The sequence below is a fragment of the Pseudomonas sp. B21-040 genome, assembly GCF_024748695.1.
In the GTDB taxonomy this organism is placed as follows: Bacteria; Pseudomonadota; Gammaproteobacteria; order Pseudomonadales; family Pseudomonadaceae; genus Aquipseudomonas.
In genome coordinates this window covers 2,328,033-2,347,819 of record NZ_CP087176.1, presented here as the reverse complement: position 1 = coordinate 2,347,819, position 19,787 = coordinate 2,328,033, and the positions used below count along the sequence as shown (strand labels likewise).

The 19,787-nt window shown below is 56.3% G+C and carries 25 protein-coding genes; 10 read left to right on the top strand and 15 right to left on the bottom strand.

All coding sequences use genetic code 11. The features are described 5' to 3' along the window. Positions 1 to 8: 8 nt before the first annotated feature. Positions 9 to 560, bottom strand: coding sequence for a translation initiation factor IF-3 (infC, locus tag LOY55_RS10745; protein ID WP_172435341.1), 552 nt, complete (start codon positions 558 to 560; stop codon positions 9 to 11). Continuing rightward, positions 560 to 2,482 carry a threonine--tRNA ligase gene (gene thrS / locus LOY55_RS10740; protein ID WP_010455934.1) on the bottom strand — a complete coding sequence of 641 codons (1,923 nt, stop codon included), beginning with the start codon at positions 2,480 to 2,482 and terminating at the stop codon, positions 560 to 562. The genes infC and thrS overlap by 1 nt, the downstream gene beginning before the upstream one ends. A gap of 385 nt (positions 2,483 to 2,867) precedes the next feature. Between thrS and LOY55_RS10735 the strand changes: the two genes are divergently transcribed. Together LOY55_RS10735 and LOY55_RS10730 are read left to right on the top strand one after the other, a co-directional pair. Beyond that, positions 2,868 to 3,167, top strand: a complete 300-nt coding sequence (locus tag LOY55_RS10735; protein ID WP_223523286.1) for a hypothetical protein — start codon at positions 2,868 to 2,870, stop codon at positions 3,165 to 3,167. A 292-nt stretch (positions 3,168 to 3,459) separates the two neighbouring features. After that, on the top strand, positions 3,460 to 3,672 hold the full coding sequence (locus tag LOY55_RS10730) for a cold-shock protein (RefSeq protein WP_007905882.1): 213 nt from the start codon (positions 3,460 to 3,462) through the stop codon (positions 3,670 to 3,672). Between the two features lie 72 nt (positions 3,673 to 3,744). On the opposite strand, the gene LOY55_RS10725 is transcribed toward LOY55_RS10730, so the two are convergent. Both LOY55_RS10725 and LOY55_RS10720 read right to left on the bottom strand, forming a co-directional pair. Further along, complete coding sequence (locus tag LOY55_RS10725) at positions 3,745 to 4,065, bottom strand: I78 family peptidase inhibitor (RefSeq protein ID WP_109785848.1); 321 nt, start codon at positions 4,063 to 4,065, stop codon at positions 3,745 to 3,747. Between the two features lie 165 nt (positions 4,066 to 4,230). Next, entirely contained in the window at positions 4,231 to 4,536 is a 306-nt protein-coding gene (locus tag LOY55_RS10720) for a hypothetical protein (protein ID WP_019649602.1), read from the bottom strand. A gap of 133 nt (positions 4,537 to 4,669) precedes the next feature. On the opposite strand from LOY55_RS10720, the gene LOY55_RS10715 reads away from it, so the two are divergent. Next, a complete protein-coding gene (locus LOY55_RS10715) occupies positions 4,670 to 4,882 on the top strand; it encodes a hypothetical protein (RefSeq protein WP_046028234.1) in 213 nt (70 codons plus the stop codon). A 33-nt stretch (positions 4,883 to 4,915) separates the two neighbouring features. Here LOY55_RS10715 and LOY55_RS10710 read toward each other — a convergent pair whose 3' ends face one another. The 8 genes from LOY55_RS10710 to LOY55_RS10675 all read right to left on the bottom strand — a co-directional run bounded on the left by LOY55_RS10710 (position 4,916) and on the right by LOY55_RS10675 (position 12,564). Beyond that, positions 4,916 to 5,944, bottom strand: a complete 1,029-nt coding sequence (locus tag LOY55_RS10710) for a nucleoside hydrolase (RefSeq protein WP_046028235.1) — start codon at positions 5,942 to 5,944, stop codon at positions 4,916 to 4,918. Positions 5,945 to 5,985: 41 nt separating this feature from the next. Continuing rightward, positions 5,986 to 6,390 (bottom strand): D-ribose pyranase, encoded by a 405-nt coding sequence (rbsD, locus tag LOY55_RS10705; protein WP_109785849.1) that lies wholly within the window; start codon positions 6,388 to 6,390, stop codon positions 5,986 to 5,988. Next, positions 6,387 to 7,304 carry a ribokinase gene (gene rbsK / locus LOY55_RS10700; protein WP_109785850.1) on the bottom strand — a complete coding sequence of 306 codons (918 nt, stop codon included), beginning with the start codon at positions 7,302 to 7,304 and terminating at the stop codon, positions 6,387 to 6,389. Before rbsK ends, rbsD begins: the two co-directional genes overlap by 4 nt. Positions 7,305 to 7,362: 58 nt before the next feature. Further along, positions 7,363 to 8,382: a LacI family DNA-binding transcriptional regulator gene (locus LOY55_RS10695; protein WP_109785851.1), complete on the bottom strand. Its 1,020-nt coding sequence runs from the start codon at positions 8,380 to 8,382 to the stop codon at positions 7,363 to 7,365. Between the two features lie 3 nt (positions 8,383 to 8,385). Next, positions 8,386 to 9,363 (bottom strand): ABC transporter permease, encoded by a 978-nt coding sequence (locus LOY55_RS10690; protein WP_046028242.1) that lies wholly within the window; start codon positions 9,361 to 9,363, stop codon positions 8,386 to 8,388. Then, positions 9,360 to 10,913, bottom strand: coding sequence for a sugar ABC transporter ATP-binding protein (locus LOY55_RS10685; protein ID WP_223523288.1), 1,554 nt, complete (start codon positions 10,911 to 10,913; stop codon positions 9,360 to 9,362). Before LOY55_RS10685 ends, LOY55_RS10690 begins: the two co-directional genes overlap by 4 nt. 55 nt (positions 10,914 to 10,968) lie before the next feature. After that, positions 10,969 to 11,925, bottom strand: a complete 957-nt coding sequence (locus LOY55_RS10680; protein WP_109785853.1) for a sugar ABC transporter substrate-binding protein — start codon at positions 11,923 to 11,925, stop codon at positions 10,969 to 10,971. A gap of 189 nt (positions 11,926 to 12,114) precedes the next feature. Beyond that, entirely contained in the window at positions 12,115 to 12,564 is a 450-nt protein-coding gene (locus LOY55_RS10675; protein ID WP_223523290.1) for a hypothetical protein, read from the bottom strand. Positions 12,565 to 12,912: 348 nt separating this feature from the next. Here LOY55_RS10675 and LOY55_RS10670 point away from each other — a divergent pair, with 348 nt between their 5' ends. The 3 genes from LOY55_RS10670 (at position 12,913) to LOY55_RS10660 (ending at position 15,155) form a co-directional block, all read left to right on the top strand. Further along, the gene (locus LOY55_RS10670) at positions 12,913 to 14,001 is read left to right on the top strand and encodes an asparaginase (RefSeq protein WP_046028247.1); all 1,089 of its coding nucleotides are present in this window, start codon (positions 12,913 to 12,915) and stop codon (positions 13,999 to 14,001) included. 169 nt (positions 14,002 to 14,170) lie between these two features. Beyond that, a complete protein-coding gene (locus LOY55_RS10665) occupies positions 14,171 to 14,461 on the top strand; it encodes a DUF1654 domain-containing protein (RefSeq protein WP_046028250.1) in 291 nt (96 codons plus the stop codon). Between the two features lie 4 nt (positions 14,462 to 14,465). Further along, a complete protein-coding gene (locus tag LOY55_RS10660) occupies positions 14,466 to 15,155 on the top strand; it encodes an endonuclease (RefSeq protein ID WP_046028251.1) in 690 nt (229 codons plus the stop codon). A 66-nt stretch (positions 15,156 to 15,221) separates the two neighbouring features. On the opposite strand, the gene LOY55_RS10655 is transcribed toward LOY55_RS10660, so the two are convergent. After that, positions 15,222 to 15,587, bottom strand: coding sequence for a sporulation protein (locus LOY55_RS10655; protein ID WP_046028252.1), 366 nt, complete (start codon positions 15,585 to 15,587; stop codon positions 15,222 to 15,224). Positions 15,588 to 15,837: 250 nt separating this feature from the next. Here LOY55_RS10655 and csrA point away from each other — a divergent pair, with 250 nt between their 5' ends. Then, positions 15,838 to 16,032: a carbon storage regulator CsrA gene (csrA, locus tag LOY55_RS10650; RefSeq protein ID WP_007938114.1), complete on the top strand. Its 195-nt coding sequence runs from the start codon at positions 15,838 to 15,840 to the stop codon at positions 16,030 to 16,032. 192 nt (positions 16,033 to 16,224) lie between these two features. Here the strand turns inward: csrA and LOY55_RS10645 are convergent, their stop codons facing one another. Next, positions 16,225 to 16,680 carry a DUF2214 family protein gene (locus LOY55_RS10645; protein WP_223523292.1) on the bottom strand — a complete coding sequence of 152 codons (456 nt, stop codon included), beginning with the start codon at positions 16,678 to 16,680 and terminating at the stop codon, positions 16,225 to 16,227. Between the two features lie 524 nt (positions 16,681 to 17,204). Between LOY55_RS10645 and LOY55_RS10640 the strand changes: the two genes are divergently transcribed. Beyond that, positions 17,205 to 17,957, top strand: a complete 753-nt coding sequence (locus LOY55_RS10640) for a carbonic anhydrase (protein WP_109785856.1) — start codon at positions 17,205 to 17,207, stop codon at positions 17,955 to 17,957. A gap of 70 nt (positions 17,958 to 18,027) precedes the next feature. On the opposite strand, the gene LOY55_RS10635 is transcribed toward LOY55_RS10640, so the two are convergent. Further along, positions 18,028 to 18,222 carry a hypothetical protein gene (locus tag LOY55_RS10635; RefSeq protein WP_046028257.1) on the bottom strand — a complete coding sequence of 65 codons (195 nt, stop codon included), beginning with the start codon at positions 18,220 to 18,222 and terminating at the stop codon, positions 18,028 to 18,030. 504 nt (positions 18,223 to 18,726) lie between these two features. Between LOY55_RS10635 and LOY55_RS10630 the strand changes: the two genes are divergently transcribed. Both LOY55_RS10630 and LOY55_RS10625 read left to right on the top strand, forming a co-directional pair. Further along, entirely contained in the window at positions 18,727 to 18,879 is a 153-nt protein-coding gene (locus LOY55_RS10630; RefSeq protein ID WP_223523294.1) for a hypothetical protein, read from the top strand. Between the two features lie 611 nt (positions 18,880 to 19,490). After that, the gene (locus LOY55_RS10625; protein ID WP_223523296.1) at positions 19,491 to 19,772 is read left to right on the top strand and encodes a hypothetical protein; all 282 of its coding nucleotides are present in this window, start codon (positions 19,491 to 19,493) and stop codon (positions 19,770 to 19,772) included. The last annotated feature ends 15 nt before the right edge of the window (positions 19,773 to 19,787 follow it).

The window sequence follows — 19,787 nt, the reverse complement described above, 5'->3', positions numbered from 1 at the left end:
CCTGTTGATTACTTCTTCTTTTTCGGGGCGATGACCATGATCAGCTGGCGTCCTTCCATCTTAGGATGCTGTTCGACCGAACCGTACTCGAGCAAGTCACCTTCAACTCGCTTGAGGAGTTCCATCCCCAGCTCCTGGTGGGCCATCTCACGGCCGCGGAATCGCAAGGATACCTTGGCCCTGTCCCCATCACTCAGGAAACGTACCAGGTTGCGCAGTTTTACCTGGTAATCCCCTTCCTCCGTCCCTGGACGAAACTTGATTTCTTTAACCTGAATCTGCTTCTGGTTTTTCTTGGCCGCAGCAATCTGCTTCTTCTTCTCGAAGATCGACTTGCCGTAGTCCATCAGCTTGCAAACAGGGGGTACTGCATCGGCGGAAATCTCCACCAAATCCAGCTTGGCCTCTTCAGCCTTAAGAAGCGCGTCTTCAATTGACACAATCCCAAGCTGCTCACCTTCAGCCCCAATTAACCGAACCTCGCGTGCCGAGATATTCTCGTTGATCGGGGCTTTCGGTGCAGCTCGTTTATCTTGTCTCATTTCACGCTTAATAATAATTACTCCGAATCTGGGCGACCACGCCGGGAAACCGCTTGCGCGAGAAACTCAGCGAACTGGGCGACGGGCATCGAGCCCAGGTCAGCACCTTCACGAGTACGCACAGCGACAGTCTGCATCTCGACTTCCCGATCTCCGATAACCAAGAGATAGGGAACCTTGAGCAAAGTATGCTCGCGGATTTTAAAGCCGATCTTTTCATTTCTCAAGTCAGACTTGGCACGAAACCCGCTTTCGTTGAGAGTTTTTTCAACTTCGGCGGCGAAATCAGCCTGTTTATCAGTGATATTCATGATCACTGCCTGGGTCGGCGCCAGCCACGCGGGGAATGCCCCTTCGTAGTGCTCGATCAGAATTCCGACGAAACGTTCGAAGGAACCCAGGATCGCCCGGTGCAACATTACCGGGTGCTTGCGACTGTTGTCTTCGGAGACGTATTCGGCTCCCAGACGGACAGGCAGGTTAAAATCGAGCTGAAGGGTACCACACTGCCAGACGCGACCGAGGCAATCTTTCAGCGAGAACTCGATCTTCGGACCGTAGAACGCACCTTCGCCCGGCTGCAAGTCGTACGGCAGGCCAGCGCTATCAAGGGCTGCAGCCAATGCAGCTTCGGCGCGATCCCACAATTCGTCGGAACCAACGCGTTTTTCCGGACGAGTGGACAGCTTCATCTCGACGTCTTTAAAGCCGAAATCGGCGTAAACGTCCATGGTCAGCTTGATGAACGCTGCGGATTCAGCCTGCATCTGCTCTTCAGTGCAGAAGATGTGGGCGTCATCCTGAGTGAACGCACGCACACGCATGATGCCGTGCAGCGCACCCGATGGCTCGTTACGGTGGCAGGCACCGAATTCGGCCAGGCGCATCGGCAACTCGCGGTAGCTTTTCAGGCCTTGATTGAACACTTGCACGTGGCAAGGGCAATTCATCGGCTTGATGGCGTAGTCGCGGTTTTCCGACTGGGTGGTGAACATGTTGTCGGCGTAGTTGGCCCAATGCCCGGATTTCTCCCACAGGCTGCGGTCAACGACCTGAGGAGTCTTGATCTCCAGGTAGCCGTTGTCGCGCTGAACCTTGCGCATGTACTGCTCGAGGACCTGGTACAGAGTCCAGCCGTTCGGGTGCCAGAACACCATGCCCGGCGACTCTTCCTGGGTGTGGAACAGGCCCAGGCGCTTGCCGATCTTGCGGTGATCACGCTTTTCAGCTTCTTCGATGCGCTGGATGTAAGCCGCCAGTTGCTTCTTGTCTGCCCACGCGGTGCCGTAAACGCGCTGCAATTGCTCGTTCTTGGCATCGCCACGCCAGTAGGCGCCGGACAGCTTGGTCAGCTTGAAGGACTTCAGGAAGCGCGTGTTCGGCACGTGCGGACCGCGGCACATGTCGACGTACTCTTCGTGATAGTACAGACCCATGGCCTGTTCGTTCGGCATGTCCTCGACCAGGCGCAGTTTGTAGTCTTCACCGCGGGCCTTGAACACTTCGATCACTTCGGCGCGCGGAGTGACTTTCTTGATCACGTCGTAATCTTTTTCGATCAGCTGTTGCATGCGCTGTTCGATGGCGGCCAGGTCGTCCGGAGTAAAAGGACGCTCGAAGGCGATGTCGTAATAGAAGCCTTCGTCAATGACCGGCCCGATCACCATTTTGGCGGTCGGGTACAACTGCTTGACCGCGTGGCCAACCAGGTGGGCGCAAGAGTGGCGAATGATCTCCAGCCCCTCCTCATCCTTTGGCGTAATGATTTGCAGCGTGGAATCGCTGTCGATGATGTCGCTGGCGTCGACCAGCTTGCCATTGACCTTGCCGGCCACGGTGGCCTTGGCCAGACCTGCACCAATGGATGCGGCGACCTCGGCTACGGAAACCGGGTGATCGAATGAACGTTGACTGCCGTCGGGAAGAGTAATAGTTGGCATGGCGCCTCCTCTCCTAGTGGTGACCCCTACCAAAGGTCACGTGGGTTGGGATGAGCCAGTACAAGATCCGATCCAGGCCATTCAATGACGAACGCCTGCCTTACAGCGGCAGGAGCCTTGCGGCCAACCGGAAAACCGAACCAGAGTGACTGGGATTCAAATCAGGGTTATTCGCGCAATTGCCGCCACCGGGACTGAAGGTCATCCGGAGCTTGCAAACGCCCGAGCGTGGCATGCTAGCACAGATGAACGGTCGTCGATGCGTACGCGTTCGGACAATGAAGATTTCCACACTTTCCAGGGCGCAAAGTGAACTTGAGATGTACGGGCCACCTCAAATAGGCTGAGAATCGCTACAGACTATCCACCCCAAGGAGTTCCTGACATGCGCGTTATCCGTCTTTTAGCCTTCGCCGCCCCGCTGGCCTTGCTACTGCCACTGAGTGCACACGCCGCCTGGCCAACCGGCGTGAAAGACCAGTACATGGGAGATTGCACTAAAGCGGCCAGCCAAAGCGTAAACCCGGCCGAAGCAAAGAAGCACTGTGCATGCGGTGCCGACGTTCTGGAGAAGAAATTCACCACGCAAGAAATCGCGCAGCTGATGGACAAAAAAACACCGCCTAGCCAGGAACTGGGCCAGCGCGCCCTGAAAGAAATCTCGGTGTGCAGAGTCCAGAAATAAGGTTTTGCAAAGCTCTTTTTGAGCAACCCAAGGGCCTGAAATGGCCCAAAAACGCTTGATTTACATTATTTACGCAGCTTTTATGGCTTTTTTTACATCCGTTTTTTTAAGCGAAAAGCCGCTTAAACCGGGGCTTCCAGCCATTCGACGCTACGAAAAACATGCATCATGAAGGCAAACAGCACGTCCGGGGGGCTCCCAAAGCGAACATTTCGACTATGATACTCGGGTGTGCCCAGTTGGCCTGAGCAGCACAGCACTACTGAAAATATATGTTTCTTGGAGATACACCATGTCTAATCGCCAAACCGGCACCGTTAAATGGTTCAACGATGAAAAAGGCTTCGGCTTCATCACTCCTCAAGGTGGCGGTGACGACCTGTTCGTACACTTCAAAGCTATCGAAAGCGACGGTTTCAAAAGCCTGAAAGAAGGCCAAACCGTTTCCTTCGTGGCTGAGAAAGGCCAAAAGGGTATGCAAGCTGCACAAGTCCGCGCTGAGTAATTTTCAGCCGCACTAAAAAAACCCCGTCCATGTGGCGGGGTTTTTTATGGGCGAAACAAAAGCCTGGTGCGATCAGCCGCAGTTGACGCGAGTGACTACCCGATTGGCATCGGTGTTCAGGTTCAAACGATCGGAGCGGTACTCCAGGGTCACCATGTCGTTAGGCGACAGGAATCGTGCGTTCTGTGCGCCTGCGCGAGTGCGCGCCTGCTCCAGCAGTTGCGGTGAGGCTGGTTTGCCAAGGGTGAATTCGGCAGCCTTTGCTTCACAGCGGCTATGACCCGTGTCAGTCGTCGTTACAGGGTCCGTTGCCGACTCAGGCGACGTGCTGCTGCAACCTGCCAGCAGAGTAGCGGCCAACAAGGCACCCAATGACGCGAGCTTCCAAGGCATGAAGCCTCCTTTTTCAATAGTTAAGCTGAGATCGTGCGACCGCCGTTCTGGCGATTGGTTTCAAGGTGAATGCCATCACCCCGCCCCCATTTCGGACGAGCGCTGAGTTTGCCTGAGCATTGCCCTGCCCTTTAGCACTCAATCGTGACTGAATATTAATAGCGCTTAATAAACGTCGATGTAGTCATACGGTGGGTTCGGCCAGTTGTCTTTCAGCGCATTGAAGATCTGCATGACCCAGACCTCGTCACTGGCTGCGACCAAGCCTACATATCCCGAGCCTTTAGCCCACGTCTCCAGCCGAAATCTCAGCCCGTCGATATCAGTGCCGCCTACGACGCCTGAAGAAATGTAGGCGATACCGCCCTTGGTAACCCGCAACTGAGTGTGTTCGTCGTCACTGGCGGATGCCAATAACTGGCGCACCGCCTCAAGGGTCAAACCGTCAGGAGTGTTCAAATCGATCTGCACAGCGCGGTCCTTGAAAATTCGCCAAAAACCAAGTGTCGCATAGCCCTCCCCTCATGCCTAAGTCGGAGTGCCAAACACCGCGCAAAAATGGTTAACTCGACATTCAGACTTTCCCGACTTAACGAGTGCCATCATGACCACCGTAAGCATCGACGCCGACATCAAAGCCAAGTGGCAAGACGGGCACAGCTCTTACAGCCCAAGCAGTACGGAAGAACTCGCCATTATCGGCATCGACCTGCTCGTCAGGGACTTGGGGACTGAGGCCGCACAGTCTTTCATCGAACAGATTTTCGAAAAACACCTGGCGGACCAAAAGGCCGCGGCAGAGGCAGGACGGGCGTAAAACCCGCAGGCTGGCACCTGCGGGCGGGTGGTTTTACTTCAGACGAGCCAGGCGCTGAGTCAGCAAGTCGAAGAAACCCTGAGCGTCGCCACTTTCGACCCAAAAAGCATTCTTCGGCGCTTTCAGTCCGTCATACCAGTCGACAATGGTTTGGCCAAAGGTCGGGCCGTCGCGACTATCAACAACCACGTTGACTGAGCGACCGCTAAACAGTTCGGGCTTGAGCAGGTAGGCGATGACGGTCGCGTCGTGCACTGGGCCACCCGCAATGCCGTAGTGCTCCATATCGCCTTTGATGTATTCGTTGAGAATATCGCCCACCAGCTTGCTGGCATTGTTGTTCAGCGCGGCAATTTGCTTCAGGCGCGATTCGCTGGTGAGGATTTTATGGGTCACGTCCAGCGGTAGATAGGTCAGCTTCACGCCACTTTTCAATACGACTTCGGCGGCCTGTGGGTCGGCGAACAAGTTGAACTCGGCCACCGGAGTAATGTTGCCACCGTTGAAATGCGCACCACCCATGACCACCACCTCCTTGATGCCCTGAACGATTCCAGGTTCCTGGATCAGCGCCAGGGCCAGATTGGTCTGTGGACCGAGCATCGCGATGGTGATGCTGTGGGGCTTGGCAGCCCTCAAGGTATCAATCAGGTAATTGACTGCATTGCCATCAGCCAGGCCTTTCTTCGGCTCATGAACGGTGATACCCGACAGCCCTTCCTTGCCATGAATGTCCTCGGCATAGATCGGGGCACGTATCAGGGGCCTCGGCGCTCCTGCATACACCGGCACATCTTCGCGCCCCGCCCATTCACGAGCCAGTCGCGCGTTACGCGATGTCTTGTCCAGTCGCACATTGCCGGCCACGGTGGTCAGCGCACGAATGTTCAGTTCTTCGGGTGATGCCAGGGCGAACAGCAAAGCGACCACATCGTCGGCGCCCGGATCGGTGTCGATGATCAAGTCGATCTTGTCCGCCGCCTGGGCGCTCGTTGCAGTAATCAGGGACAAAAGCAGCAGACTCCGGAGCAGATGGTGCAGTTTCTCAGCATAGCGGTTCATGTCGCACTCCTTGTGCTTGGGGGAAACGAATGTAGGCAGCGTTAGAATGTCACTCCCGACACCAACACGATGTTGCAGTACGGCGCACATTCTCCTGTACGAACAATCGCCCGTGCCTGTCGGCTGAGGACCTTGAACTGGTCATGACTGAGCAACTCGCGCGAACCCAGCTGACCTTCGGCATTCAGTTCGTCCAGCACACTCAATGCTGGCGGCTGCTTGCTCAGGATCTCTTGGGCCAGAACATGGCTTTCGACCTGCATTTCGCTCAGCACAACCTTCAAGGTACTGATGAAATCCGGAATCCCTTGAGTCAGCGCCAGATCAATCAGTTCGACGCCTGATGGCACCGGCAGACCGGCATCGCCGATGACGACCATGTCGCCGTGCCCCAGGGAGGCGATCAACCGAGACAGCGCGATATTGAGCAGCGGTGTTTTTTTCATGGTGCTTTGAACGCCTGTACGTCAGACAACGTGGGAATCGAAGGTTGTGCGCCAGCCCGGGTGACCGACAACGCCGCTGCGACCTGACCGAACCGGATCGCTTCGGCTTCGCTGCTTCCAGCGGCCAATGCGGCGGCAAAACCACCGACAAAGGTGTCCCCGGCGGCCGTGGTATCGACTGCCTTCACCTTCGGTGCGGGAAAATGCTCCAGGCGCGAGCCATCGGCGAACAACGAGCCCTGGGCGCCCAAAGTGATAATCACCTTACCGGCCCCCATGGCAACCAATCGGGTCGCAGCGGCTTCAGCCGACGCCAGGGAATCCACCGGCATACCACTCAGGACGCAAGCTTCGCTTTCGTTGGGGATCAGGTAATCGATGGCGGCAAACCAGTCAGCCGGCAATGGGCGGCTGGCGGGCGCAGGGTTGAGAATGACGGTCTTGCCCAGCTCACGCCCCCGCTTGAGGGCATGGCCCACCGTTGCATCCGGTACTTCCAGCTGACAAATAATCACATCCGCCGCCTGCAACACGGCGTCAAAACGGTCGATGACTTGCGGCGTCAGCGATCCGTTGGCACCCGCGACAATGACAATAGCGTTTTGACTGTTGTCATCGACTACGATCAACGCCACGCCGCTGGAGTCATCGACGGTACTGACTGCATCACAATCGATACGCTCGGCCAGCAGCGCCTCGCGCAGTTCTGCGCCATACGCATCGTTGCCCACGCAACCGACCATCGACACCTCGGCACCCAATCGGGCCGCAGCGACGGCCTGATTGGCCCCCTTGCCACCGGAAACCGTGGCAAACGACTCGCCGATCAGCGTTTCACCGCCACGCGGCAACCTTGGCGCCCGGGTTACCAGGTCCATGTTCAGGCTGCCTATCACCACTACTTTTGCTGGCATACATTGCTACTCATCAATTCTGTATCGGCGGTGCTTTTGGTTTAGCGGCTTTTCTATTTCAACGGTACTGGACGAACACACCGGCAAGCGGCGCAGTCGACTCTCTCAAGACAATACTCGGCGTCACAATTCGTTGATCAGTGGCCATATCCGGGGTGGCGATCCTGCGCAAAAGCACTTCCGCCGCCATCTCACCGAGCTGCAGGATCGACTGCCCCACCGTGGTCAACGCCGGGTAAACGTAACGGCTCATCTGGATATCGTCGAAGCCGATTACCGACAATTCAGTGGGTACGCGAATGTTGCGCTCGGCAGCCGCTCGCAACACACCGATGCCGATCATGTCGTTGCCGGCGAAGATCGCACTGGGAGCATTGCGTTCCAGCAAAATCGCGGCCGCGCTGTATCCCCCGGTGCTGGTGAAATCGCTTTCCAGCATGCGCTCGGGATTCACTTCGACGCCCGCCTCGTGCAAGGCACGGCAATAACCGGCCAGACGCATTTGCGCCACACTGGTGCCCAAAGGGCCGCCGATGGTGGCGATGTCCCGATGCCCCAGCTCCAGCAAATGTCGCGTGGCCAGATAGGCGCCGTATTCGTGGTCGATGCGTACCAGATCGACATTCACCCCCTCCAGCCCGCGGTCGACGATGACCATCGGCGTACGCACGCCGGCCAGGCCTTGCGCCAACCCCGCATCGCCACCCGCCGACGCCACGATCAAACCGTCAATACGCTTTTCCAGCAACACACGCAGGTAGCTGCGTTGCTTGTCCGGGTTGTCATCGGAGTTGCACAAGATGACGCAATACCCTTTGCGCTCGCAGTAGTCTTCGATGCCTCGCGCCAACTCGGCGAAGTACGGGTTGAGGCTGTTAGGAACCAACAAACCGATGGTGGCGGTGGTCTTGGCTTTCAGCGAGCGGGCGACGGCACTCGGCACGTAATCCAGGGTTTTGATTGCCGCCTCGACCTTGACCCGCACTTTTTCGCTGACCGGTCGGGTCTTGTTCACCACATGGGACACCGTGGTGTAGGAAATGCCCGCCAGTGCGGCTACATCCTTGATCGTTGCCATGATTCAGGTCCGCCGGCTTGCGCGTTGACTGCGATAAGTATCCAGCACCACCGCCACAACAATGACTGCGCCGGTGATGATGCGCTTGGTAGGCTCGGTCGCACCGATCTGCGCCAGACCGGCCGCCAATACGGAAATGATCAGGACCCCGAAGAACGTGCTGATCACAGAGCCACGTCCTCCCATCAAACTGGTGCCGCCGATAACAACGGCAGCGATCACCTGTAACTCCAACCCGGAGCCGGCATTCGGATCTGCCGCTTCCAGCCGGGAAATCTGAAACAGCGCAGCAATACCGGCCAATAGCCCCATCAGGCTGAACACCAGCACCTTGTAAGGTTTTGGATTGATCCCGGCCAGACGCACCGCTTCTTCATTGGTGCCAATGCCGATCAGGTAGCGACCGAACACCGTACGGGTCAACACGGCTTGGGCAACGAAGATAATCAGCAAGGCGATGATGAACGACGGCGAGATGCCGAAGGCAATCGGGTTGGACAGCCAGGCGAAGGCATCTCCGATGTAGGCCGTGCGTGAACCGGTCATCTGATAGGCCACGCCCCGGGCCATTTCCAGCACACCCAAAGACACAATGAACGAAGGTATCCGCCAGGCCACGGTGATCGAACCGGTGATGGTCCCGGCCAATGCTGCCGCCGCCATTCCAAGCAGTGCCGCCGGCAGAACGCTCCAGCCCCAGCCGAGAATCGCCACACTGACGGTTGAAGCCGCCAGCGCCAACACCGAGCCGACCGACAGGTCGATGCCACCGATAATCAACACGAAAGTCATGCCGACCGCCAGCACCATCAAATCGGGAATCTGGTTGGCCAGCGTGCTGAAAGTGTCATAAGACAGAAAGTGGCTGCTCAATACCGAGAACAGCGCAATCATCGCCAGCAAGGCACCGGCCAGGCCCAGATAGGTGCCCAGACCGTAGAAATTGCCACTACGTTTGCTGGCAGAAGATGCAGTTTTCATGGAAGGTCCCTAGGCGCCGCTTCATTGAGCAGCGCATCACGTTTTTGGTAGCCGGCAAAAGCGGCGGCAAGCAAGTCATCCTGGGTCCAGCGGTCACGCTCGAACGTGTCGATCAGGCGCCCCGCCGACAGCACGCCGATCCGGTCGCAAATCAGCATCAGCTCGCGCAGGTCGCTGGACACCACCACCAGCGCCTTGCCCTGTCGAGTCAACTCGCCAAGCAAACTGTATATGTCGAACTTGGCGCCGACATCGATGCCACGGGTTGGCTCATCGAACAACATCACCGAGCAGTCACGCTCCAGCCAACGGCCGATCACGACCTTTTGCTGGTTGCCACCGGACAGCTCGGAGACAAGTTGCGTCGGGCTCGAGCTGCGAATACGCATGGCGTCGATCTGACGCTGGGCCAAAGACATCTCGTCTGCGTTGTTGACGAAACCAGCACTGGAAATCACCGGCATGTTGCCCATGGCAATGTTGGCGCTGATCGACTGGGTCAGCAGCAAGCCTTCGCCCTTGCGGTCTTCGGTGATCAGAGCGATGCCGTGACTCACCGCATCGGCCGGCGAACGGATACTCACCACTTGGGCCGGTGACCCCAACGCGATCGTGCCACTGTCGGCGGTATCGGCACCGAAGATCAGACGCAGCAACTCGGTGCGCCCTGCCCCGATCAATCCGGAGATACCGTAGATTTCGCCAGTGCGAACTTCGAAGGACACATCGCGAACCTTATCGGAGCGGGTCAGGCCCTTGACCGTCAACGCGGGAGCGCCGATCTTGCGTGGCCCCATGTCCATGTGTTCGCCGAGCTCGCGACCGACCATCAGGGTGACCAATTGCTCGCTGTTGTAATTGGCCATCGGCTCGACGCAGACCAGGTTGCCGTCGCGCAAAACCGCAATGCGCTGGGCGACCCGCGCCAACTCTTCGAGGCGGTGAGAGATATAGATGATCGACACGCCTCGCGATTGAAGGCGGGTGATTTGCTCGAACAGCATCTCGACTTCGCGCGCCGTCAGCATGGCCGTCGGCTCGTCGAGGATTAGTACATGGCAGTCGCCAATCAGGTTGCGGGCAATCTCGACCATTTGCTGGTGACCGATACCGAGGTCGCCGACCAGAGTGTCCGGATCGATCGCATCGAGGCCGACCTGAGCCATGGCCTCGATCGCCGCCTTGCGCAGTTGCTTGCGACTGATCCAGCCACCGGTACTGGGCAAATTATCGAGAAACAGGTTTTCCGCCACCGACAGTGTCGGCAACAGATTGAGTTCTTGCATGACCATGCGGATGCCCAGGTCTTCGGCCTGGGTCCGACTGCCGGGGCGGTAATCCTGCCCCTGAAACTGCATCTGGCCAGTAGTCGGCGTCACCAGCCCGCCAATGATCTTCGACAGCGTGCTTTTACCCGCGCCATTCTCGCCGGTCAGCGCCAGCACTTCGCCGCGTATCAGCGTCAGGTCAATGCCGGTCAGGACAGGTTGAGCGTAGGTCTTGCCGATACCGCTGACCGAGAGGACAGCGTTCGGGGCGCAAACGGACATAAAACTCTCCATGTGCCCGCCCCGACGGGCGAGCACCGTTGTGTCGCCAGAAGGCCTACTTGGTAACCAGTTCTACCGGGGTTTCAATCACGCCGTTGGTGCCGCTGTCGACCTTCTCGCCCTTGATGATCTTCAGCGCAGTCTCGATACCGAACACCGCTTGCCTGGCTGCAAACTGGTCGGCGGTCGCCAGAACGCGACCGTCCTTGAGCATCGGCTTGATGGCGTTGATGTTGTCGTAACCGACCACTTGCACCTTGCCGGCCTTGCCCGCTGCACGCACGGCGGAAACGGCACCGACGGCCATGCTGTCGTTACCGGCCAGCAGGGCTTTGACATCCGGGTACTCGCTGAGGATCGAGGCGGCAACCTTGTTGCCCTTGTCGATCTCCCAGTCGCCAGACTGCAATGAAACGACTTTGATCTGCGCCGCTTCCATCGCATCTTTGAAACCAGCGGTACGGGCCTGGGCGTTGGTGGTGGTGGACACGCCTTCGATGATGCCGACTTCGTCACCGGCCTTCAGTTGCTTGGCCAGGTACTCGCCGACCAGACGCGCGCCTTTGCGGTTATCCGGGCCCACGAACGGCACCGTCATGTTCTTGCTTTTGACGACGGCAGGATCCAGCTGGTTGTCGATGTTGATCACGGTGATTCCGGCGTCGATGGCTTTCTTGATCACCGGAACCATGGCTTTGGAATCCGCCGGAGCGATGACCAGTGCATTGACTTTGGCCAGGATCATTTGCTCGACGATGCGTGTCTGGCCAGCGGTATCCGTTTCGTCTTTGATGCCGTTGGAGATCAACTCGAATTCGCCGGAATGGTCTTTCTGGTAGGCCTTGGCGCCATCTTCCATGGTCAGGAAGAATTCGTTGGCCAGGGACTTCATGACCAGCGCGACTTTGGGTTTTTCAGGAGACTCGGCGAATGCCGATGAGACAGGCAGTGCAGCGGATGCGACAGCCAGCATAGCGACAGCAAGAAGACGTCCAGCGAATGGCAGCTTCATGGGTTCACTCCGATCTTATGATTATTGTGAGCAGTGCTTGCGCTGGAGTAACGCCTGGACCCCAATCGTCAGGAGTCAGACTGCGAACAGGGTCGCGCAAACGTTTGCGTAGACCGAACTATGCGAATCCTGCCAGGATTTGTCAACGAGCTGTTTGGCGTCTTCGCAAACAAAACCTCCCCCTCCACGTTACGCAGTGGTGCTGATCAGGCCACCCGTACTGGAGTCCTTGGCCAGCTCTTTCACCAGATTACCCGTCACTTGTGACAGCGCTCCGGTGGTGTCGGCGATCTGTCCCTGGATCGACATGACCGCTGTAGCCTTGGCTTCCGGCGTCGGATAAGTCGCTGCCTGAGCGGCGGCCAATTGCTGCTGTTGTTCGCGCAGTTGCTGTTGCAGTTCCTGCATACGCTTGAGCAGCGTTTGCACCGCAATACTTTGGGTGCTGCCGCCTTCGGACTTGGCTTCGGCGCCCTGCGTTCCGCCACCGGTTCGAACCTGGTTGTCGCGGCCCTCTTCCTTATCCAGAACCGCTGTCGAGGCATCTGCCGTCGCTTCGCTCAAGGCATTGATCGTTGACGGGGATTTGCCACCGATGGTGATCGCGCCTGCATTTGGAAAACCGATAGAGAAGGACACGTTAACTCCTGTAAGAAAAATAACCTTTCAGGGGCATCGACCTGCGCGAGGTTTTCTTTAGCACTGATTGCAGATCTGGCAAGGCGAATTTGCCAGCAAAAGTCGTAGGCATTTTCGGAGAGCCGAACGCAAACGCACACCACATTCGGAAACCCGGACAACATGACGTTTAACATGCATCAGACTAAAAACAATTACCTATATAAATCATAAGGTTAGATATTTTTTTCTATCGACGTTTGACTGGTACAGATCCTGCTCTTCACCCATACCCCCGGCGTTCAGATCTGCCAGGGGCGCATCTAGATGAACTTGCATCAGCACCGTCTCACTACTAGAGAGAAAATAATGAAATCTGCTTTCAATACTTTTATTCCGGGCGCTTTGGCCCTCTTGCTCCTCCTGCCTGCTGCCCTTCAAGCAAAAGAAGTCGAAACCAAACAGAAGCTGGCGAACGTGGTCATCCTGGCCACTGGCGGCACCATTGCCGGCGCAGGCGCGAGCGCCGCGAACAGCGCAACTTACCAGGCGGCAAAAGTTGGCATCGAACAGTTGATTGCCGGTGTTCCGGAATTGAGCCAATTGGCTAATGTTCGTGGCGAGCAGGTCATGCAGATCGCCTCGGAAAGCATCACCAATGACAACCTGCTTCAGTTGGGCCGTCGCGTGGCCGAACTGGCCGACAGCAAAGACGTCGATGGCATCGTGATCACCCACGGCACCGATACCCTGGAAGAAACCGCTTACTTCCTGAACCTGGTGGAAAAAACCGACAAGCCGATCATCGTCGTCGGCTCCATGCGTCCAGGCACTGCGATGTCGGCCGACGGCATGTTGAACCTGTATAACGCCGTCGCCGTCGCCAGCAGCAAAGAAGCGCGCGGCAAAGGCGTCCTGGTGACCATGAACGACGAGATCCAGTCGGGTCGCGACGTCAGCAAGATGATCAACATCAAGACGGAAGCGTTTAAAAGTGCCTGGGGTCCGTTGGGCATGGTGGTTGAAGGCAAGTCCTACTGGTTCCGCCTGCCGGCCAAGCGTCACACCATGGACTCGGAATTCGACATCAAAACCATCAAGAGCCTGCCCGACGTAGAAATCGCCTACTCCTACGGCAATGTCAGCGACACGGCCTACAAGGCACTGGCGCAGTCCGGCGCCAAAGCGATCATCCATGCCGGTACTGGCAATGGTTCGGTTTCCTCTCGCGTGGTTCCAGCCCTGCAAGCCCTGCGCAAGGACGGCGTTCAAATCATTCGTTCGTCTCACGTGAACGCTGGCGGTTTCGTCCTGCGTAACGCCGAACAGCCTGACGACAAATACGACTGGGTTGTCGCGCACGATTTGAACCCGCAAAAAGCCCGCATCCTGGCCATGGTTGCACTGACCAAGACCAACGACAGCAAAGAGCTGCAACGGATGTTCTGGGAATATTGATTCGCCCTCGCCCCACCGGTTCTGGTCGGGCACTTTATTAACCACTCGTCAGCGTTGACGAGTGGTTAACGCCCTCCGCAAAACGCCGACAAAAAAATTTCGCTCTTCCTACACCAAACGGAAAAAACCACTGTCAGAGGATTTTCTTGAATTTTAAGCAGTTGCGAAAATGCTTACAGTTAAATACTGTATGCACGTACAGCTTAATAAGGATAATCCCGTGGCTACCACCTCCACCTCTCCTGGCACCTATGAACGCATGGGCATGCGCGTTCAGAAAATCATCAATTCCCCCACCGCTCAAAAAGCCAAAGCCGCACTGATCTTCCGCCTGCCGGATGAACCCGTGGATGAGTGGGAGCAATTGCTCGAAGAAATCGACGAGAACGACAACGTCACCCTCGCCTATCGCGACGATGGCGGCGTGCAGATTTTCTGGGTTGTGCCGAAGGAAGATTGAGTCAATGAGCGTCCGCTGGTTTGCTTTGCTGTTTTTGTTCATCACCTTCGGCGCCCAGGCCGCCGCCCCACGCACTTTCAATGAAGCCAAAAAAGTCGCCTGGAAGCTGTACGCACCGCAATCCACCGAGTTTTATTGCGGTTGCAAATACACCGGCAACAAGGTGAACCTGGCGGCCTGTGGTTATGTGCCACGCAAAAATGCCAAACGCGCGGCTCGCATCGAGTGGGAGCACATTGTCCCTGCGTGGCAGATCGGCCATCAGCGCCAGTGCTGGCAGGAAGGCGGACGCAAGAACTGCACCCGTTACGATCCGGCTTACCAGAAGGCCGAAGCCGATTTGCACAACCTGGTGCCGAGCATTGGCGAAGTGAATGGCGATCGCAATAACTTCAGTTTTGGTTGGTTGCCGGTGCAGACCGGTCAATATGGCTCGTGCTTGACCCAAGTCGACTTCAAGGCAAAGAAGGTCATGCCCCGCCCATCCATTCGCGGCATGATCGCCCGGACTTATTTTTACATGAGCAAGCAATACGGCTTGAGCCTGTCGAAACAGGATCGTCAACTGTACGAAGCCTGGAACAAGACCTATCCGGTGGAAGCCTGGGAACGTCAGCGCAACCAAAGCGTGGCGTGCGTCATGGGTCGCGGCAATGAGTTTGTCGGGCCGGTGGACATGAAAGCCTGCGGTTGATAGCCGCTGAAAAACAAAAGGCCTCGGTGTAATACCCGAGGCCTTTTTTATTTCTATCTGCCACTGTCACTGAGCCAAAGGATGCTCAAGCACCAGCAATTCGATGTTCTGCTTCTTGGCCCGAACCAGCGCCGCCGCCACCTCTGACTGCTTGGCCTCGGCCTCGGCTTTCGAGCTGAATGGCCCCATCAGAATGCGCGTCTTGCCATTTTCCATGATGACGTTGGAAACGAAGCTATGCTCGATCAACCAGCCGCTCAGATCGCTGACAGCCTGGGTTGTTTCGCCTCGCACCTCGAGATCCCATTGCGGCCCGGTAGCCGTTACTGGAGCGGAAACGACTGCCGGCTTAGGCTTTTGAGCGTCAACCCCCTTACCCTCACCGCACCCAGCCAACGCCAGTACAGCGAATACCAAGACCATTTTGCGCACAACGGTTCCCTCTGAATGCCGAAAGCGGCGATTTTAACACCCATGAATACTTCTCGAGTGCCGCAAAATGGACTCAAAACAACGAGAATGATGATGGCAGCCTCTGTATAGTTACGCCTTGGGAATTAATGCAGCATCTGCGCGTCAGAAAGAGGCACCCAAACCGTGAGACTTCGCACTAATCTATACATAACACCGACCTCTGCACTGTTCGAATCAGGTGCCCTACCAAGCAATCAAGGAGAAGACCATGCTGATACTCACCCGCAAAGTCGGTGAAAGCATAAACATCGGTGACGACATTACGATCACCATCCTGGGCGTGAGCGGCCAGCAAGTCAGGATTGGCATCAACGCTCCGAAAGACGTTGCAGTGCATCGTGAAGAAATCTATCAGCGCATTCAGGCTGGCCTCACCGCGCCAGACAAGCCACAAACTCCCTGAATCCTGTTGCAGTCAGTAGCCAGCCCGTTCGCCCTGAACATCGGCTGGCTAAAGATTCGGGCGCTGTAGTGCCCGCCGTTTAATTGCTCACCCTCTCCCCTCCCGGCAAGACGTCGATACTACCGGCATGTCACATGCCATGGCTGTCAGACATTTCTGAATAAACCCGAGGAAGGACCTGATCGCACCCGCTTAACCAAACGTCACCCCGCGCGCCATACCCGTCGCAGCAATGACCATCAGCAACACCAGCAGCGCTTCGATGTGACTGAAACGGGCAAGCAGTTTTGCGCGCCCGGCATCGATCGCCGCACCACGGCCAAGCGCAATTCGCCATTTGATCAGCGTCACCATGGGTGCGACTTCTAGCAGCAGGATAAGCACGAAGAGCGTCATCTTGAGATGAAACAGTGGCTGGTGCAGGTAATAATCGGTGCCTTTCTCGTATCCGCCAAAGGCCCGCATTCCACCGCTGACCAAGAGGATGACTGCGCTGACCCCCCATAGGTTATCGGCCATCAGTACGCGACGCACCTCCCCCGTCCCGGCCGCCAAGCGACTGAACGCCGTCCCTCGGGTCAAAACCGCCCAGAAGCCCAGCGCAAAAGCCAGCAGGTGAATTGCTGCAAGTGACCAATGAGCCAGCATTGATATACCCCCGTCAGACCGAGTTTGAGTTTGGCCAGTCAGTAGTAGCCCAAAAAACCGGGACTTGCCCGATTTGAGCGCAGGGCGCTTTATCAGGGATTGAGTCAATGGATCGTCAAATAGCGTTGGTGCCGGGGATAGGCGCAACAGCAGTTCGAAGGTGCGAGACAAATCTCAGGCAAAAAAAATCCCAAGCAGCTGATGGAAGCTTGGGACTTAAAAATGCATAAACCGTGGTGGTGAACGCGGGGCGAATAATATCCCAACGGCTTACTTGTAACAATATATTTTAGGTCACTAGTTGGTTAAAAAATATCGTAACCCATTAAATATCCACAATTTTTTTATGGACCCTTGGAAGGTTCCAGCTGAAACAAACCATCACCCGCCATACCCGCAGGCCTGAATATGACGCCAGAAACATAACGTCACAGACCGTCTAGACTCCACCCATCAAGAGCTGAAGGTTTCTGCTCGCTTTTGACAGCAAGCCCTTCCTCCCAATTCACCTGAGTACACAAGCCATGTGTGAATCATGTGATTCAAATTCGCTTCAAAAAACGAGTGGCCGCCGTAAGTTCCTTCAGCTTGCCGGACTTAGCGCAGGAGCACTGTTGTTGGCTGGCGCCTTGCCTGGCCAACTCCTCCACGCTGCGGAGAAAACGGCGCCACCCCCAAAACCGCAAAACGCAATCAACCCCGACATGGCCCTTCAAAGGCTTATGGAGGGAAACGAACGGTATGTTTCGGGCACTTCCAAGACGCATGACTTCAAAGCCGAACGAGAAGCCTTGGTCTCAGGCCAGAACCCGTTCGTGTCGGTGCTCAGTTGCTCTGACTCTCGCATCGCCCCCGAGTACGCTTTCGACACTGCACGCGGAGATCTTTTCTCCATACGTGTCGCCGGTAACTTCGTTACTGATGAAGGCCTGGCAAGCCTTGAGTACGCAATCGCGGTGCTCGGCTCACCGCTGATTCTCGTGCTCGGGCATGAAGACTGCGGCGCTATCAATGCAGGTATAAAAGCAGTAAAAGATCAAACCGTTTTCCCCGGCCACATCCCAAAACTGACTGATGCACTCAAGGCCTCTATCGAGAAAGTGCTAAAAGAATCAGGGAGTCTTCCTGCCAACGCTGTAGCCCAAAATGTCAAAGACTCGGTCAACAAACTCAAAAACGCCTCACCCATTCTGACTGATGCCCTCAGCAAAGGTACGTTGAAAATAGTGGGCGGCATCTATCGCCTGGCGAGCGGAAAGGTAGACCTGGTCGCCTGACTCAGAATACCCATCGCCTGTCGTTGAGATAGCCAGAAACAAGGAGCCCAGCGCAAAGGCTGGGCTCAAGTTATTTTCTGTTGTCCATCATCTTGTCGGCGAGAGCCTTAGCCCTTTCAATCAACAGGTTCTGCCTGTCCTCATGAGTAGCCCCTCCTACGACCGGGGCCGTCAGGTTGCTTTCGGCAATCAACGCAGCGCAGAAGTACTGATCCCAAACAGCCCTGCCTTCAAATGCCTGCCTTTTCATTTCGTCGGCGATCATATGCGGCTCCTTTTGGTGAGGTAGCACTGCTATCTTACGCCCGAATCACGAATAATTTGCGCCGCTGAAAGCCCCTTACCAACAACCCACTCGTCGAATGAAATTAGAATGCGCACAATTCCAAGCGCTGGTCCGGCACTGCTGTTTTGGGAGATGTGCCTACCCGCATTCCAGCAGCGGCAGATCGACCAGCCTCCTGTCGCGTGGGTATCGTCCAGTCCAAGACTCTTCGATCATTGCGCGCCCGTCTGCCACCTGCGCCACCCGACCCGTCGCCGGCCTGCACCTCGCCTTCAGCGATTAGAGCAGAAGGGTGAGCAACAAAGGCCGAACTGGCATTTGCAATCGCTCTCCAGCAGCGGACTTGCTTGCGCGGAAATAGGTAGCCAACGCTGCCAACGCCAAGCTGCTTCCGCTACTGACTGACGACGGGGCGTTGCTGGCGATGCTCACCGGTGACGCCGCACCGAAGTTCAGCGGCCGCCTGGAGCGTTTCAAAAAGGAATGGCTGACCAAGTCTTCGCCCAGGCGCAGGACGATTCGAAGGCCTACCAGAACGTGCCGACCGGTGAGCGCCCCACCTTTCACGAGATACGCGCACTCGGCGCCAGGCTGTACGTACAGCAGGGTTTCGAGCAGGAATACATTCAGGGCTAGATGGGGCACGCTGACGTAAAGATGACCGAGCACTACCAGGCAGGGCACGGCGATGATGCGGTGGCTTATATGAAGGTCAAAGCCGACCTGAAGGTGTAGCGCGGTGGTCGTTTGCCCAAAATATTCCCACAGCTTGCCCAAACACAGACAACAAAAAAGGGCCCACCTTTCGGTGAGCCCTTCTAGACCGCCCAGCAGAGCGGATTTTGTTTGGTAGGCGCGATTGGACTCGAACCAACGACCCCCACCATGTCAAGGTGACCCCTAAACCCATGCAAGCATATGATCTATAAAGAAAAATAGGTGTCTTAAGGCGGGTGCAAAACCGCGACAGCACCCTATAAAAATCAATAACTTAGCGTTGTATATTCCTACAGTAGTAGCCTCTCACCGCAGGCGGCTGTCGCAACGGACCGACATGACGCCCGTGTGTCACCGCACCAGAGCAGAATTACACCGAGATTCCGAAGGGGTAACACCAGCACTCAGGGCCACAGAAACCGGGCGCATCCTTACGTTGGAAATATCCGGTTTCACCTGCTTTACTCGATCTGAGGTTGAAAATAGGGTACGGACATCTGACGGACGTCAGATATTTTTGGGGTGGTTATATGGAAATTGAAAAACTCAAAATCCTGCTGAAACCTTGGCTCCGCGAGGACACATGGCATACCGGTCGTTTTTTCGATAACCAGCGCTTCTATTTCGCATTGAAAGCCGCATTTGAAGAACTTGGCGTGCGTATCAGCACTGACCACTTTCGTCAGGCAATCATACTCTGCCTGGATGAGTGCGGCTTAAGTGAAGTAGAGGCATTCGAAAACGATGTCGAAGAGTTCGCGCAGCGTGGAGCAAACGTTGCAAATTATCTTTTTGCTTTAAAATTTAATTGATGCGCCGCCTGCAAC